The sequence below is a fragment of the Bacillus sp. EAC genome (assembly GCF_002156875.1).
Lineage (GTDB): Bacteria > Bacillota > Bacilli > Bacillales > Bacillaceae_G > Gottfriedia.
The window spans coordinates 399,272-415,289 of sequence record NZ_NCSY01000004.1 but is presented as its reverse complement, the minus strand read 5'-3'; the positions used below and the strand labels follow the sequence as shown (position 1 = coordinate 415,289).

At 31.1% G+C, this 16,018-nt stretch carries 15 protein-coding genes; 6 read left to right on the top strand and 9 right to left on the bottom strand.

Going from position 1 to position 16,018, the window contains the following annotated elements:
• Positions 1-93: 93 nt before the first annotated feature.
• The 3 genes from B7R65_RS09535 (at position 94) to B7R65_RS09525 (ending at position 2,461) form a co-directional block, all read left to right on the top strand.
• Positions 94-684 carry a CYTH domain-containing protein gene (locus B7R65_RS09535; RefSeq protein ID WP_088042526.1) on the top strand — a complete coding sequence of 197 codons (591 nt, stop codon included), beginning with the start codon at positions 94-96 and terminating at the stop codon, positions 682-684.
• A 1-nt stretch (position 685) separates the two neighbouring features.
• Positions 686-1,369 carry a lytic transglycosylase domain-containing protein gene (locus tag B7R65_RS09530; protein WP_088042525.1) on the top strand — a complete coding sequence of 228 codons (684 nt, stop codon included), beginning with the start codon at positions 686-688 and terminating at the stop codon, positions 1,367-1,369.
• 207 nt (positions 1,370-1,576) lie between these two features.
• Positions 1,577-2,461 carry a DsbA family protein gene (locus tag B7R65_RS09525; protein ID WP_088042524.1) on the top strand — a complete coding sequence of 295 codons (885 nt, stop codon included), beginning with the start codon at positions 1,577-1,579 and terminating at the stop codon, positions 2,459-2,461.
• Between the two features lie 321 nt (positions 2,462-2,782).
• Here B7R65_RS09525 and pepF read toward each other — a convergent pair whose 3' ends face one another.
• The 4 genes from pepF to mecA all read right to left on the bottom strand — a co-directional run bounded on the left by pepF (position 2,783) and on the right by mecA (position 8,262).
• The gene (gene pepF, locus B7R65_RS09520) at positions 2,783-4,600 is read right to left on the bottom strand and encodes an oligoendopeptidase F (RefSeq protein ID WP_088042523.1); all 1,818 of its coding nucleotides are present in this window, start codon (positions 4,598-4,600) and stop codon (positions 2,783-2,785) included.
• Positions 4,601-4,652: 52 nt separating this feature from the next.
• Complete coding sequence (locus tag B7R65_RS09515) at positions 4,653-5,858, bottom strand: competence protein CoiA (RefSeq protein WP_088042522.1); 1,206 nt, start codon at positions 5,856-5,858, stop codon at positions 4,653-4,655.
• 128 nt (positions 5,859-5,986) lie between these two features.
• Positions 5,987-7,534 carry a cardiolipin synthase gene (gene cls, locus B7R65_RS09510; protein WP_088042521.1) on the bottom strand — a complete coding sequence of 516 codons (1,548 nt, stop codon included), beginning with the start codon at positions 7,532-7,534 and terminating at the stop codon, positions 5,987-5,989.
• 50 nt (positions 7,535-7,584) lie between these two features.
• Positions 7,585-8,262: an adaptor protein MecA gene (mecA, locus tag B7R65_RS09505; protein ID WP_088042520.1), complete on the bottom strand. Its 678-nt coding sequence runs from the start codon at positions 8,260-8,262 to the stop codon at positions 7,585-7,587.
• Positions 8,263-8,573: 311 nt separating this feature from the next.
• Here mecA and B7R65_RS09500 point away from each other — a divergent pair, with 311 nt between their 5' ends.
• The gene (locus tag B7R65_RS09500) at positions 8,574-9,248 is read left to right on the top strand and encodes a TerC family protein (protein WP_088042693.1); all 675 of its coding nucleotides are present in this window, start codon (positions 8,574-8,576) and stop codon (positions 9,246-9,248) included.
• Between the two features lie 139 nt (positions 9,249-9,387).
• On the opposite strand, the gene spxA is transcribed toward B7R65_RS09500, so the two are convergent.
• Entirely contained in the window at positions 9,388-9,786 is a 399-nt protein-coding gene (gene spxA, locus B7R65_RS09495) for a transcriptional regulator SpxA (RefSeq protein WP_056473638.1), read from the bottom strand.
• A 415-nt stretch (positions 9,787-10,201) separates the two neighbouring features.
• Here spxA and B7R65_RS09490 point away from each other — a divergent pair, with 415 nt between their 5' ends.
• Positions 10,202-10,405 carry a hypothetical protein gene (locus tag B7R65_RS09490; protein ID WP_088042519.1) on the top strand — a complete coding sequence of 68 codons (204 nt, stop codon included), beginning with the start codon at positions 10,202-10,204 and terminating at the stop codon, positions 10,403-10,405.
• Between the two features lie 350 nt (positions 10,406-10,755).
• Here the strand turns inward: B7R65_RS09490 and B7R65_RS09485 are convergent, their stop codons facing one another.
• The 4 genes from B7R65_RS09485 to opp3b are packed head-to-tail and all read right to left on the bottom strand — an operon-like array spanning position 10,756 to position 14,707.
• Entirely contained in the window at positions 10,756-11,694 is a 939-nt protein-coding gene (locus B7R65_RS09485) for an ABC transporter ATP-binding protein (RefSeq protein ID WP_088042518.1), read from the bottom strand.
• Positions 11,684-12,733 (bottom strand): ABC transporter ATP-binding protein, encoded by a 1,050-nt coding sequence (locus B7R65_RS09480; protein WP_088042517.1) that lies wholly within the window; start codon positions 12,731-12,733, stop codon positions 11,684-11,686. Before B7R65_RS09480 ends, B7R65_RS09485 begins: the two co-directional genes overlap by 11 nt.
• A gap of 22 nt (positions 12,734-12,755) precedes the next feature.
• Entirely contained in the window at positions 12,756-13,778 is a 1,023-nt protein-coding gene (opp3C, locus tag B7R65_RS09475; protein ID WP_088042516.1) for an oligopeptide ABC transporter permease, read from the bottom strand.
• The gene (opp3b, locus tag B7R65_RS09470; protein ID WP_088042515.1) at positions 13,778-14,707 is read right to left on the bottom strand and encodes an oligopeptide ABC transporter permease; all 930 of its coding nucleotides are present in this window, start codon (positions 14,705-14,707) and stop codon (positions 13,778-13,780) included. Before opp3b ends, opp3C begins: the two co-directional genes overlap by 1 nt.
• Positions 14,708-15,611: 904 nt before the next feature.
• Here opp3b and B7R65_RS09465 point away from each other — a divergent pair.
• Positions 15,612-15,986 (top strand): DUF3899 domain-containing protein, encoded by a 375-nt coding sequence (locus tag B7R65_RS09465; RefSeq protein ID WP_179194826.1) that lies wholly within the window; start codon positions 15,612-15,614, stop codon positions 15,984-15,986.
• The last annotated feature ends 32 nt before the right edge of the window (positions 15,987-16,018 follow it).

Here is a 16,018-nt window from a genome sequence, read left to right as displayed (position 1 = left end):
AAATTTGACCAATTCTATTGTAACATATCATATATAAATTAGACGACTAGCTCTATCATTTACATTAAATATACAAAACATAAGGAGTATAACATGGCGAAAGAAATTGAAATCGAATTTAAAAATTTATTAACAAAAGATGAGTTTGAAAAACTTCAAAATTATTTTCAAATAAGTGATCATGATTTCAAAACTCAAATTAATTATTACTTTGAAACACCAACTTTTTCAATTAAAAACTACGGAGGAGCACTTCGCATACGTCAAAAGTCCCAAACTTTTACCTTAACTTTGAAAATTAGACAAGCTATTGGTCACTTAGAAATTCACCAAAAATTATCTGAAGCTGTAGCCAACGAAATGCTAGAAACGTGCATTATCCCTGATGGTGAAGTAAAAGATACGCTACTAGAGGACAATATTTCATTAGTAGATTTGGCTTTATTAGGAGAATTAAAAACAAAACGAGTAGAATTGGCTTATGAAAATGGACTGTTAGTTTTAGACCATAGTACTTATTTAAATCAAGAAGATTATGAATTAGAATATGAAGTGTCGGATGAAATGATTGGCAAACAAATTTTCATCAACCTTTTAAAGAATCATATGATACCCGAGCGTAAGACTTTAAATAAAATTAAACGCTTTTTTAACGCAAAACAAGGGTTATTGGGAGAGAAATAGAATGGATGTTGGAGTAATCCAAAAATTAATTCAGCTTCAAGCATTATCGAATATTAATCAGTTATCAGGTACGAAACAAAGTGAAAAAGGCGATAGTGCAACTTCGATATTTGGAACTTTATTTAATGACGAACTTGCTTCAATGGGTTCAACTTCAAATATTATCGATGTACCTCAACCTCAATTAAGCTATGGTGAAACCGTTGCTCAATTGTTAGGTAGTAACTTTTCATCTTCAATTCAACCAGTGATCAATGAAATTTCTTCATCTTTATCTTCTACTAGTTTTACGAGTAGTAAAATGGCAAAAGGTGACTTTGATGAGATTATTAATGAAATGGCCAAAAAATATGATGTTGATCCAAAGTTAATTCAATCAATTATTAAACAAGAATCAGGTTTTAATCCAAACGCAGTTAGTCATGCTGGTGCTAAAGGTTTAATGCAAATTATGCCATTTAATTTTGAATCATACGGAATAACAAATCCATTTGATCCAAAGCAAAATATTGAAGCTGGTACTCGTATGATTAAATCACATTTGACAAAATATAACGGAAACATCGAACTTGCACTAGCCGCATATAACGCTGGTAGTGGCAATGTTAAAAAATATGGTGGAGTTCCTCCATTTAAAGAAACTCAAAATTATGTTCGTAAAGTAACTGACTCATATTACGCTTAAAACCATATCAGAAATGATATGGTTTTTTTATACTTTCATAAATTTAGAGCAAAATAAAAGAAGTTTCACGAATAATAGTGCGTCATATTTGAAATATTAACAATCCGTTGCTACAATACGAATAGAGACCAAATGTGTTATATCTTACAAAATAAAATTTAAGCCTGTTATAGTACGGCTATATGAATTGCATTAAGGGTGAAATATATGAATGACAAACAATTTAAAACTGAATCAATCAAACATCCCGAGCATAATTGTACAAAAAAGGCGATTGAATTGTATGTATTCATAGATCCTCTTTGTAAAAATTGCTGGGATTTTAGCACACTTTTAAAAAAGTTTCACTTAGAATATGGTCAGTATTTTTCAACAACTTTTATTCCTGTAAATCGATATTACACGACGAAGCAATTGCTAGAAAAAAGGCCATCCCCACTCTCATTTGTTTGGGAAAAAACAGCCAGCCGTTCTGATATACTTTGTGATGATCATTTATGGATTGATAATAAAGAGCTTTATCCGTATTACTCTGCTATTGCTATAAAAGCCGCCGAGCTTCAGGGGCGAATTGCTGGAGTAAATTATTTAAAAAAATTACAAGAATATTATTTCTTAATGGATTATGACATTACAAATAAAGATGTTCTTATCCAATGTGCAAAAGATATCGAAATCGATGTAAATGAGTTTATTGAGGATTTACATAGTCCCTTATCGATTAAAGCATTTCAATGTGATATAAAGGTAACTAAAGAAATGCACGTGACTGAAATTCCAAGCGTAGTATTTTTTAATGAGAACATTGAGGAAGAGGGCTTAAAAGTATCAGGACTTGAAAATTATCAAACTTATGTTAACCTTTTACAGTTAATGCATAATGAAAAAGTTGAAAAAAGAAACCTTCCAGTACTCCTAGATTTTATAAGATTCCAACCATTTGTTACGATAGATGAATTATGTACGATTTATGAAAAAACAACTCAACAAATTGAGTTGGAGTTAAAGAAGTTAATTTTACTTCGAAAAGTGAAAAAGATTGTACAAAAAGATAACATCTATTTTCAATACTTAGATATAACTATATTTTAATTTACACTTTGTTAATCTGTATTCTCGAATCTTAATAAGAATAGTTGTAATAAAAGAAAAAGGACCTAGTTTTCACTAGGTCCTTTTTCCGATGTCAAAATTGACATCTAGGGGATGGGAGAAATTTTCACGTTCAACAAAGGGGTATTTGTGTTTGTGAAGTAATTCACACCCCTATAATAACATCTAAATAATCTATTTAGCAACTGTTTGAGAAATAATTCACATTTTTGACACAAACTAAAAAATGACATAAAAAAACGATGCAAATTACTTGCACCGTTTTTATGATCAATTATAAATCATCTTAATTATAGCTTTTTAGTTGAATAATAATTCTTCCATTTCATTTAACATCTCTTCAAAAACTTTTAACGCTTCAACAATTGGTTCTGAAGAAGTCATATCTACTCCTGCTTTTTTCAATACTTCGATTGGATAATCAGAACTTCCTGATTTCAAGAATCCTAAATATCTTTCTACAGCAGGTTGACCTTCTTCAAGAATTTGTTTCGATAATGCAGTAGCTGCACTAAAACCAGTAGCATATTGATAAACATAATAGTTGTAATAGAAGTGCGGTATTCTACTCCATTCTAATCCTATCAATTCATCAATAACTAATTCATTACCAAAATATTTTTCGTTTAATTCATAATATGTTTTCGTTAATAAATCTGGCGTTAATGCCTCACCATCTTGAGCTAACTTATGAATAGTGTGTTCATACTCAGCAAACATTGTTTGACGGAATACTGTGCCTCTAAACGTTTCTAAGTAGTGATTTAATAAGTATAATCTTTGTTTAGGGTCTTCCGTATTTTTTAACATGTAGTCATTTAAAATCGCTTCGTTACACGTAGATGCAACTTCTGCAACAAATATAGAATAATCACCGTATACATAAGGCTGATTTTTTCGTGTGTAATAACTGTGAACAGAATGTCCAAACTCATGTGCTAAAGTAAATAAGTTGTTTACATTGTCCTGCCAGTTCATTAAAATGTATGGATTTGTTCCATAAGCACCTGATGAATAAGCTCCACTACGTTTCCCCTTATTCTCAACAACATCAACCCATCGATTTTCGTATGCTTCATTCAGAATATCTACATACTCATCTCCAAGCGGTTTTAATGCTTTTACTAAAATTTCTTTAGCCTCATCATATGTTACTTCCATTTTTACTTCTTCCACTAATGGTGTATATAGATCATACATGTGCATTTCGTCTAATTTCAAAGCTTTTTTACGAATCGCCACATAGCGATGCAATAAATGTAAATGGTCATTTACAGTCGATACTAATTGATCATACACTACCTCTGGAATCGCATTATTACTTAATGCTGCTTGACGTGCATTCTCATACTTTCTCACTCTTGCATTAAAGTTATTCTTTTTAACAGAACCACCTAGTGTACTTGAAAACGTATTTTTATACGCATCATATGTGTGGTATACGGCTTCAAAAGCATCTTTTCGTACTCTTCGGTCAGCACTTTCTAAAAAGTGAGTATATCGCCCGTGAGTGATTTCTACTTCTTCGCCATTTTCATCTTCTATGGTCGGAAATTTTAAATCTGCGTTATTTAACATTCCAAAAGTATTACTTGAAGAAGATAATACTTCTGACGCTTGAGCCATAATCTCTTCTTCGGCCGCTGAAAGTACATGTGGCTTCTGTTTTAAGATTTCTTCTAAAGAATGCTCATATAATTTCAAATCAGCATTCTCTTCTAAGTATGACTTCAACTTTTCATCAGGAATTGTTAATAGTTCAGGCACAAAAAATGACATTGCACTTGATGCTTTTGTGTATAAGTTTTTTGCACGATCATCTAAAGCTTGGTATGTAGAATTAGTCGTATCTTGATCATAACGCATATGAGAATATGTATACAATTTACCTAACAAAAATGAAATTTCGTCTTGTCTTTTCAGCGCATTTAAAAGAGCTGATGATGATTCTCCTAATTTCCCATTGAATTCAGAAAAAGTCGGAATTAGTTCTAACACTTTTTTGTATTCAGCTTCCCATTGCTCGTTTGTCTCATAGATATCTTCTAATTTCCATGTTAAATCTGCTTGTACTTCATTTCTAGTTGGTAATTTTTTAACAGCTTTTTGTTCTAGCATGTCTGATCCCCCTAAAATAATTATTAGTATTAATAACATTCCAGTGTCTGAGTTATTGCCCATTCGAACCAGTTGTATTATTAAACAGCAAATCAAATGCTTTACTAGCTGTCAGACAGTCTTCATCCAAAGCTTGTTGGAATGATGTTGGAATAATAGCATTCGCTATCTTCATTATTTTACCATTTTTCGTCCGTTTTACGATTCTAAAATGTTCTAAAAAATCAATATAATTTTCTACACAATTCTCCATATTTATTATTTCTTTAAATTGCAATTCATTGACTTTCCACACACCACTTATTATTTGATTGTTTAAATAGAATTTCAGCTCATTTAAATCAATCGTTTCTTCCAATTGAGCTGGATGAATAAATAATAAATATAACATTCCTTGCCATACAATACAGTGTTCACTTAAAACATAATTACTATTTAATGGTACTCCAATAATTGAAGGTAAATAATCTATTTGAAGATTATATAAGATCTCCTTCAAGCGATAAAAATTACCTTTGTAGTTTAAATGCTGGCTTTTTCGATAAGTCATTTTCAATTTTGTCCAAGTAGTAATAAAATCTTTTTTTCGAATGGTGGAATGATTTGAGAACTTCTGAAGATTATAGTGTTCAATTTTAATGTCCATTATTTTACCGGCAAAAATATTTGAAGAGAATGCGATTATTGATGATAAGATTCTAAAGGTTTTAGATGAGGAATCATAAAAATAGAGTGTAGGATAATTGGGGTTTATTAATGAATAAATTGATAATGGATTTAGAGTAAAAGAAAATCTACCTTTTTGTGAAAGTAAGTTTTTTCCTAAAATCCAAAATACTTTCATACCTATCAGCTTATACGATTCAGTTCTTTGCTGAATATCTTCTAATGGTATTTTTGAACATTGGTACTCTATACTAATTTTCTCATTTTCAGCTTGAATCATAAGATCTGGACGCTGATTTATTTCGGGAATAAATTGCTCAATTAATACCTCCACAGAATATCTATTAAAGAAATGATACAAATCAAATTTCCCATCAAGATGCTGCTTACTTTCTTTTCGTTCATTTACACAATCATTTAATTGGATATGGGCAAAATGTGCCCTCCTTTTATTTCCTGTTTTCAGTCTGACTGCATTCTGACAAACTGGACAATAAAAAGGTCCATTTTTTTTCATTTTTACGATTTCGTCAGTTACGGTAAACTCAAATAAATTAATTTGAGATTTATCGGATCTTAAAGCAATTATCATAGACTTACCTCCTTACCCGTATATTCCTTGTAAGTATCTCTTTTTCCTGCTGAAAAATTAAAATCGGATTTTAACATAAAAAGCCGACTACAACTTGAATTTTCAAATTGTAGTCGGCTTTCATTTCTTTATAATAGTGGAGCCATCAATCTAGATAAGGATTCAAATATCCGTTTATAAAATGCTCTCTTTTTAAAATCACTCAAGAGTATTGCGTCAGAATCAATAATATCCTGATTAAAGTCCTTCACTAAGTGTTTAATACTTTCTTCTAAATATAGAAATGCTGTTACTTCAAAATTCAAATGAAAACTTCTCATATCCATATTAGCAGTACCTACAGATGCAACCTCACCATCTACAATTAAAATTTTGCTGTGTAAAAATCCTTGTTTATACTCGAAAATTTCGACACCTGCTTCAAGTAATTCTGGAAAATATGAACGCGATGCATAAAATACGATTTTTTTATCTGGACGGTCCGGTATTAGTATTTTTACTTTTACCCCACCATTAGAAGCGACCTTTAATGCAGTTAATAAATCTTCATCTGGAACAAAATACGGTGAAGCGATTTGAATACTTTCCCTTGCACTCGTAATCATTGCGAAGAATAAATCTTTTATCACTTCATTTTTTCGATCAGGTCCACCTGATACTAGTTGGATTGCCCCAGTAGAATGTTTATTTTCAATAGGAATATCAAAGTAGTTTTTATCATCAATAATCTCGTTCGTCATATAGTACCAATCTTGTAAAAAAATAAACTGTAATGACCGAACTCCTTCTCCATTTAAAAATAAATGGGTGTCTCTCCATTTACCAAAGTATAGATTTTTACCCAAATATTCATCACCTATGTTTAAACCTCCAACAAACCCTACCTTGGAATCAATAACAATAATTTTACGATGATTTCGATAATTTATCGTATCATTAATAACAGGGATTTTAACAGGTGAAAAAGGTAAAACTTCTACACCTTCTTTTAATAAATCTCTTACGAATGACCTAGATAATTTCCAACTTCCAACTGCATCATATAAAAAACGAACCTTTACTCCATTTTTTGCTTTATCAATCAAAATTTCTTTAATTTGTTTTCCAATTTCATCATCTCTTACAATATAAAACTCGATATGAATATGATGCTTTGCTTTTTTTAGTTCTTCAATTATCTTAGGAAATGTCTCACTACCATTAGTTAGTACCTTTGTTTCTGTATTCATCGTAACTGGAATATTACTTTGTTTGGATGCGATATTGATTAAATACTCCAGCCTTTTATTATTTGCAATAAACTCTTCTACTTCCTCATAATTCGATTGTTTTAACAGCTCACTTGCATTTTGGTCAATTATTGCTTTTTTACGGTAGATTCTCTTTTTTTGATAATTTTGTCCAAATAGAAGGTAAAAGAAAAATCCAAATAGAGGGAAGATAGCTAAAAGTATTATCCAAGTTAATGTTCTAGCGGGATTTCTATTTTCCAAAAATATGATGATTGCTACACCAATTGCTGTAATGGAGAACATTAACGTTATCGTTCTAATAATCGTTGAACCCTCAAAAAAAGCAAAATTCATTAACCAAATAAATTTAATCGTTGGAGAAGCGAAATATAATATGCATATAATAATTGTTAAAAATAATAAAAGCTTTAATCGAAATTGCATATAGTGTCTCCTTTTAACAGAAAAGAAACCGATCCCTATGGCATCGGTTTTTACAGTAATGGAAAAATGGATCTAAAATGCGGAATAGCTGTTTTTTCATGGATAATTTTGCCGTATTCTTCTAGAACATGAATCGTTAGCTTTGAGCGATGTCCATATTCAAGCATCATAGATGACAAATATTCAATTTGAGTTTCATCATAAATATTCTCTTCAAACTTAACATGTAGATAATAGAAATCCTGATAAGAATATAACGAACTTTCATATGACTCTTGGATGACAGAATGAGATAATGAAATAAAATCTTCTAGATTTTTAAAGTACAAAATAATTTCATTTTCATCTTCTTCCATTGATTCAAAAAGTTCATCATCTTCCTCATCTTCATCTGTTTCATCATCTTCATCATCTACAGAAAGAAATGGAATTTCTAAATTTTTCTCACCTTCACCTAAGTTAACCTCGACTTTTTTACCATCTTTCGAAATGACTGCTTTTGTCACAACAACTTCGAGACCTTTGTCTAGTGCCTGTACTTGAATCCATAGGGGTCCACCAGCAATGAATTCTTCAGTTAAATGTGCTTCATCGATTAATTCCCAAAAAAGTTCTTCACTTCTTTCTCTATCTAACCAAACTTCATCTTTAGAGAATCCTCTCTCTTCAATGTCTAAGTAGGATATGGAGAACTTAAACGTGTTTTCATTGATTCTTTCTATTTCCATTGTTTTCCCCCTCCTTATTGAACAACAAGTAAATTGCGTTAGGCTAAATAGAAAAAATAAATTTATGATAAATATAAAATTCTGAAATAGTAACTTAAAAACTTACAGTATAAAAAATTAGCCAAATAGGTAAATTTTTATCTATCTTACCATGAAAAAATATTAAATGCGAATAGTAACTACAATTATATTTTATGTTACAAATTCATTTTTTGGAAATAAAATTCACCTATTTTTTTAAAATCATCATATACCTATTATTATTAGGACAATCATCTATAAAGCAATTTATTAAGTGAGGTGAATACATGATTGATCTACCATATATATGGTCTATTGTTATGATTGTCACGATTGACATAGTTTTAGGTGGAGATAACGCCATTGTAATTGCATTGGCGTGTAGAAAATTACCTTTGAAACAGCGAAATATGGCCATTGTTTTTGGAAGTATAACCGCAATTATTTTACGAATTGTTTTAACGATTGGAGCAATTTATGTTTTAAAAGTTCCCTTCCTTCATTTCATCGGCGGAATACTACTTTTATACATAGCATGTAAGCTTATAATTCAGGATGAAGATACAATGTCATCCGTTAAAGAAAACTATACTGTTTTTCACGCAATACGAACAATTGTGTTTGCAGACTTAGTTATGGGAATCGACAATGTCTTAGCAATAGCTGGAGCTTCGAATGGAAATCCAACGCTTGTTATATTGGGTTTATCAATTTCAATACCAATTATCATTTGGGGAAGTAAAATTGTATTATGGTTTTTAGAACGATACCCAATACTAAGTTTTGTTGGGGCCTCAGTTCTTTCTATAACAGCAAGTAAAATGTTAATTGAAGAACCTCTGATTAGTCGATATATTAATGGTCGCAATGAGATTGAATTTATAATGTATACTCTTTGCGTATTCATTACAATATTAGTTGGATTTTACTTTAATACAATTCGATATAAAAGACGAACATCATAAATGATTAGAAAAAAAAGCTGTAAAAAGTAGTTTAATTACTTTTTACAGCTTATTATATCTTTATGATTAAGTATTTGTATTATATGATTGAGAATCTTAATCAATAATTGTATCTTTTTTCACAATTCAAAACAGAAATTTACTCATTTACTAAACGTTGAGCTTCTCGTAATTGATATGTGCGAACAGAACGTGGTAAGAATCTTCTTATTTCATCCTCGTTGTAGCCAACTTGTAATCGTTTTTCATCAATAATAATTGGTCTTCTAAGTAGGCCAGGATATTTTTGAATAATTTCATATAAGTCTTGTAATGGAAGGCTCTCAAGGTCTACATTTAATTCTTGGAAAATTTTAGATCTTGTTGAAATAATTTCATCAGTTCCGCTCTCAGTCATTCGTAAAATTTGTTTAATTTCATTAATAGATAACGGTTCTGAAAAGATGTTTCTTTCTTTGTAAGGAATGTTATTATCTTCTAACCACATTTTTGCTTTACGACAAGACGTACAACTTGGTGAATTATACAAAATTACCATTTTGCTCTCCCCCTAACTATTCTTTCCTTTAAAAAAGTTATATAGTTATGTGTTATACTTTATAAGTATTTGTTAATTATAATAAGTTTAATCTATCACTATATGTTCACATTATACAATAATGCTGTAAAGAAATATAGACTATTTGTAAAAAAACTTAAAAAAACTTGTACAAAAGGTGTACAATTTTCTGTAAATTTAAAAACTTAGGTCATGCGTTAAAAACAACAATCTTTTAGAAAAAAATTTTGTTTTTATCCCTAAGTACATTTGTAATCAAGATCGAATTTAATTTAAATAAAGTAACTTTGTAATTTACAATATATATTAAGTAAATTCTCACTTTTCCCTTTATTATTTCCACATTTTTTAATACAATAATAGTAACGCTTACATTTCTAGGAGGCTTAATCAAATGGCAGCATATGGAATTGATTTATTAATTGTTGCAGTTTTAGTAATTGGTATAACTGCATTAAATGGTGTGTTTACAAACGCTATTGGCGAGAAGATATTTGGAAGAAGTAAAAAAAGTCAATTTGTTGATATGTCTAACCGAATGACAGCTAACTTTAAACAAGTTGGTGGCGAAGGAAAATATCGTAAAAAAACGTATTAAAAACACCGTGATGGTGTTTTTATTTTGCTTTTTTCACTCTTTTTACTTCTCATTTATTGTTCTACATGTTTAGTTTGATTAATGTCCTCAAATTCTTTCCAATTTCTTTTCTAATTTCACACACTTATTAAATAAACAGCTACTAATATGTACAATAATTGTATAAAGGAAAGTTGTTTACCTAAAAACTGTTTCATTTTTATAATGGTTATTTTACGTTTCCAGAATATACTTTCACATTCTTTACAAACTAACTGCTTTATATTTTTTTCTAAGAAACCTTTTTTAACAACAATCTCTTATCAAAGTGCCTAAAAAAAAACCTAGTGAATATCACTAGGTTTTTTCAATTATTTATAAAGTTGTTGATAATTTTTAAATTCAGCTTCTGAGCAAAGAACAAAATGTCCTGGACGAACTTCTCGTAATTTTGGCTCTTCATTTGCATAATCATGTTGAGATGGATCATAAACAATACGTTTACGATTGCGCTCATAAACAGGATCTGGAAGTGGAATCGCTGATAATAATGACTTCGTATATGGATGCATTGGGTGATTATAAAGCTCATCACTATCTGCAAGTTCAACAATTTTACCGTGGTACATTACACCGATTCGGTCACTAATATACTTAACCATTGAAAGGTCATGGGCAATAAATAAATATGTTAAACCTTTTTCCTTTTGAAGCTTTTTCATTAAGTTAACAACCTGAGCTTGAATTGAAACGTCAAGAGCTGAAATTGGCTCATCGGCAATAATAAAGTCTGGTTGTACTGCTAGTGCTCTTGCGATACCAATACGTTGACGTTGTCCTCCTGAGAACTCATGAGGGAAACGATTAGCATGCTCTTTATTTAAACCTACTGTTTCTAGTAAGTCATAAACCATTTTTGTACGCTCTTCTCTGTTACGAGCTAAGCCATGAATGTCGATTCCTTCAGCAATGATGTCGGCAACTTTCATACGTGGATTTAATGACGCGTATGGATCTTGGAAAATCATTTGCATACGACGGTTAAATTGTTTTAAATCTTTACGACTTTTCTTACCATGTACATCTACGCCATCAAATATTACTTGACCGTCAGTTGCATCATATAAACGAATGATTGCACGACCTGTAGTTGACTTACCAGAACCTGATTCACCTACTAGACCGAATGTTTCACCACGGAAAATGTCAAATGAAACATCATCAATCGCCTTAACTGTCGTTTTACCAGTATTGAAATATTGTTTTAAATTCTTAACTTCAACTAATTTATCAGCAGTCTTATTTGACATTTACTTCACCTTCCTTCATACGTCGGATACGCTTCTTAACTGACTCAGGTGGTTCAACATTTGGTGCATCTTCATGAAGTAACCAAGTAGCAGCGTAGTGTGTATCAGACACTTTGAACATTGGAGGTTCCATCTCAAAGTCAATTTTTAGAGCATTTGGATTACGTGGTGCAAAAGCATCACCTTTAGGAGGATTTAATAGATCCGGTGGCGTACCAGGGATTGCTACTAACTCTTCTCCTTGTTCGTTATCAAGATCCGGCATTGAAGCAAGCAGACCCCATGTATACGGATGTTGAGGGTTATAGAACACATCATCAACCGTTCCGAATTCAACTACTTTACCTGCATACATTACAGCTACTTTATCAGCAACATTAGCTACTACACCTAAATCATGTGTAATGAAGATAATTGCCGATTCAGTTTTTCTTTGAATTTCTTTCATTAATTCAAGAATTTGCGCTTGAATTGTAACGTCTAGTGCTGTTGTCGGCTCATCCGCAATTAATAATTTTGGATTACAAGCTAACGCCATTGCGATTACAACACGTTGTCTCATACCACCAGAGAACTGGTGAGGATATTGTTTAAAACGCTCTTCAGCATGTGGAATACCAACAAGATTTATAAGTTCTAAAGCGATTTTTTTCGCTTCAGTTTTGCTCATTTTTTGGTGTTTTAAAAGACCTTCCATGATCTGATAACCAATTGTAAGTGTTGGGTTAAGAGATGTCATTGGGTCTTGGAAAATCATCGAAATATCTTTTCCTCGAATAGCTTGCATTTCTTTATCGCTTAATTTCGCTAAATCTTTACCATCAAATAAAATTTCGCCGCTTTTAATTTTACCTGGAGGGCTTGGAATAAGCCCCATTAATGCTTTAGATGTTACTGATTTCCCTGAACCTGATTCACCTACGATTGCTAATGTCTCACCTTTTTTAAGATCAAATGAAACTCCGCGTACTGCTTGAACTTCACCAGCATGAGTATAAAAGGAGACACACAGATCTTTTACTTCTAATAATTTACTCATAGTTACATTCTCCTTCCAGTTTTTACTTACTCATTTTTGGATCTAAAGCGTCGCGTAATCCATCAGCAATTAAGTTGAAACTTAAAATTAATAAACTGATAACAATCGCCGGAATTACCATCATATGTGGGAAAGTTTGTAAAGACTTAAATCCTTCACTTACTAATGACCCTAATGATGCGAATGGTGGTCTAATTCCAAGACCGATAAAGCTTAAGAACGCTTCAGCAAATATCGCATTTGGAATTGTGAACATCATCATAACAATAATTGGTCCCATAATATTAGGGATTAAATGCTTACCAATTAATTGTGCACTTGTAGCACCTAAAGTTTTTGATGCTAGTACGAATTCTTGATTTTTAAGTTTTAACATTTGACCACGAACAATTCGTGACATACCAATCCAACCTGTAATAACCATCGCTAAAGCGATTGAAAGGATACCCGGATTTTTAAATACAAGGATAAATAGAATTACTACGATTAGATATGGAATACCCATTAATACTTCTGCTATACGTTGCATAATCGTGTCGACCCTACCGCCGTAAAAACCAGAAATACCTCCAAATGTAACACCAATTAACATATCGATTACTGCTGCTAATAAACCGATCATGATTGAAACTCGTGCACCTTTCCATGTTCTAACAAAGATGTCACGGCCTAAATCATCTGTTCCAAACCAGAAGTTATGTTTAATACCTTTTTTTGCATATTGGTCAACACCATTTTGGTCTATACCGTCAAATGGTAAGAATTTTACGTTTTCTAAAATACCGATTTTAGGTGGTAATTTTGATCTTTTTAAATCTTGGTCTTTGTATGAATATTTACTCATCATTGGACCGAAAAGTACGAAGAATACAATTACCGCTAAGATTGTAAATCCTAACATCGCACCTTTATTTTTCAAGAATCTTCTTCTAGCATCTTTCCAAAACGAATCTGATGGTCTAGAGATTTTTTCAGCTTGGGCTAAATCTAATTCAGCAGGTTGAAATAAATCTGATGAAATTTTTTGTGCAGTATTCTTATTCATTATTTATTACCTCCCGCTAAACGAATTCGTGGATCAATTACACCGTATAAAATATCCACTAAGAAAATTACGATTAATAATAAAGCACTATAGAAGATGGTAGTACCCATAATTACTGTGTAATCATTTGTTACGATTGAGTTAACAAATTGAGAACCTAGTCCAGGTACTGCATACATATTTTCGATAACTAATGTACCAGTCATTAAGTTTACAGCCATTGGGCCTAAAATTGTTACTACTGGTATTAATGCATTACGTAATGCATGTTTAATGATAACTCCTACTTGAGATATACCTTTTGCTCTCGCAGTAACGATATATTCAGAGTTCATTACTTCAATTAGCTCAGTTCTTGAGAATCGAGCAATATTTGCTGTTACGAATACTGACAATGCAATTGTCGGTAGAATCGTATGTTGAAAACTTTCCCAATAAGCAACTGGGAAGATTGGAAATTTAACTGCTAAATAATATTGTAATAAAGCACCGAATACGAATGATGGTATGGATATACCTAAAACTGCTAGAACGGTAGATGAATAGTCATATATAGTATTGTTTTTTAGAGCTGCAATGATACCGAATATTAATCCTACGAATGAACCTAATAATAATGCTTGTGCACCTAATTGTGCAGATGGACCGATACGGTCTTTGATCATACTTGTTACAGAACGGTTATCATATCTATATGAATCTCCTAAATCACCTGTTGCTAGATTCTTCATATAGTTTAAATATTGAACTGGTACAGGCTTATCTAGTCCATACTTTTCAAAAATAATTTGCTTTTGTTCAGGCGTTAATTTCTCCGCATTCTTTAGTGGAGAACCCGGTAATAACTTCATTAAGAAAAATGTAACAGTACAAATTAAAAACAGTGTGACAAACATGTAAATGAATCTTTGTAGCACGTAACGTCCCACAACAGCACCCCCTTGTTAATTTTAAAAAGTTTTTATTTTTTTGATAATTCTTTCTATAAAAGTAGTGAGCTTAGGGTATATTCCTTACACTCAACAACACTTTCTACTATAGTTTTTGATACTTAATGACGAGCAATATAATCAAGCTCGTCTGTTTTTAATAAATCAGGACAATAGTACGATTCTTAATCAGGATCAATTGCCTTAAATTATTACTTATTGATGATGAATTTACGAAACCAGTCATAATGTAAGCGTATTCTTTACTGCATTCCAGGTCAAGTGTTTTTCAGTGAATATTCAAAATCTTCCACTTGCAATTATACGTATTTTGAACACTTTCCAACGAAAAGCTAACAGTTTTTTAGTCATACATTTTTAACCTGAATTGTTGCACTCTAATCTATATCGTCGTTCGATCACTTAAAGATTTATAAATCAAAACTGGTACAAATGATACATTTTTTAAGAAACTCAGTCACTTAAGGTAAATTGTTAGATTTACTCGTTAAATTCTTTATTTCTATATGACTGGATAATTTGTTAGTATATCATTTTGAAATAACAATTTTCACTTACAACTCATGATGCAAACCTCCTAGGTGATTGTTCCACGTTGGTTCATATTGTACGGAATTAATATACAATTCTGACTTTTTGTTGTAGAATTTTCGATAAGTATCGATTCTTTTCTACAAATTTTATTATACATTTTTGTGAGAGTTTTACAACAATTTTGACAAACAAAATTTAATAATTTGTTAAAATTAAATGAATTCTCTTAAAAATGTTAACAATTAAAATTAAATGGTAAAGTTAACTTGTAACAGCTTACATTATTATTATAATATAATGTTATATGGTGTTCAATATATATTTTTTTCAAGGAGGAGCAATAACAACAATGTCTAAATACTACATATTCACCTTGGTACCAACGGTTTTACTCGCTTTAATCTATTCATTTTTTCAAGGAACAACAGATTTTTTCCTTCATTTTACAAATTCCATTTTCTATATTGGACTAATATTATTTGTGATAGCTGGCTTTTTATTAATTGTTCAAAGTGGCTTCTTTAATATTACAAGATACGGACTTCGAAAAATTTTCGGTTCAAAAGATGAAAAAATGGCACAAATGACTGGAGATGAATCACTAACTGTTAAAAAGGATATGATCTATAGACGTTATTCTTTCTCAATTACAAAACCGTTATTATTGTCTTCCATCACATTAGTAATTTTATCTTTTGTGTTTAGTTTTATTCTTATTTCATGATTCATGTATCAACATCTTGAAAGTTGAATATA

What these genes read in the sequence shown, in the direction of transcription:
- B7R65_RS09535 (WP_088042526.1), top strand. Translation starts at nt 94, where the DNA reads ATGGCGAAAGAAATTGAAATCGAATTTAAAAATTTATTAACAAAAGAT.
- B7R65_RS09530 (WP_088042525.1), top strand. Translation starts at nt 686, where the DNA reads ATGGATGTTGGAGTAATCCAAAAATTAATTCAGCTTCAAGCATTATCG.
- B7R65_RS09525 (WP_088042524.1), top strand. Translation starts at nt 1,577, where the DNA reads ATGAATGACAAACAATTTAAAACTGAATCAATCAAACATCCCGAGCAT.
- pepF (WP_088042523.1), bottom strand. Translation starts at nt 4,600, where the DNA reads ATGCTAGAACAAAAAGCTGTTAAAAAATTACCAACTAGAAATGAAGTA.
- B7R65_RS09515 (WP_088042522.1), bottom strand. Translation starts at nt 5,858, where the DNA reads ATGATAATTGCTTTAAGATCCGATAAATCTCAAATTAATTTATTTGAG.
- cls (WP_088042521.1), bottom strand. Translation starts at nt 7,534, where the DNA reads ATGCAATTTCGATTAAAGCTTTTATTATTTTTAACAATTATTATATGC.
- mecA (WP_088042520.1), bottom strand. Translation starts at nt 8,262, where the DNA reads ATGGAAATAGAAAGAATCAATGAAAACACGTTTAAGTTCTCCATATCC.
- spxA (WP_056473638.1), bottom strand. Translation starts at nt 9,786, where the DNA reads ATGGTAATTTTGTATAATTCACCAAGTTGTACGTCTTGTCGTAAAGCA.
- B7R65_RS09490 (WP_088042519.1), top strand. Translation starts at nt 10,202, where the DNA reads ATGGCAGCATATGGAATTGATTTATTAATTGTTGCAGTTTTAGTAATT.
- B7R65_RS09485 (WP_088042518.1), bottom strand. Translation starts at nt 11,694, where the DNA reads ATGTCAAATAAGACTGCTGATAAATTAGTTGAAGTTAAGAATTTAAAA.
- B7R65_RS09480 (WP_088042517.1), bottom strand. Translation starts at nt 12,733, where the DNA reads ATGAGTAAATTATTAGAAGTAAAAGATCTGTGTGTCTCCTTTTATACT.
- opp3C (WP_088042516.1), bottom strand. Translation starts at nt 13,778, where the DNA reads ATGAATAAGAATACTGCACAAAAAATTTCATCAGATTTATTTCAACCT.
- B7R65_RS09465 (WP_179194826.1), top strand. Translation starts at nt 15,612, where the DNA reads ATGTCTAAATACTACATATTCACCTTGGTACCAACGGTTTTACTCGCT.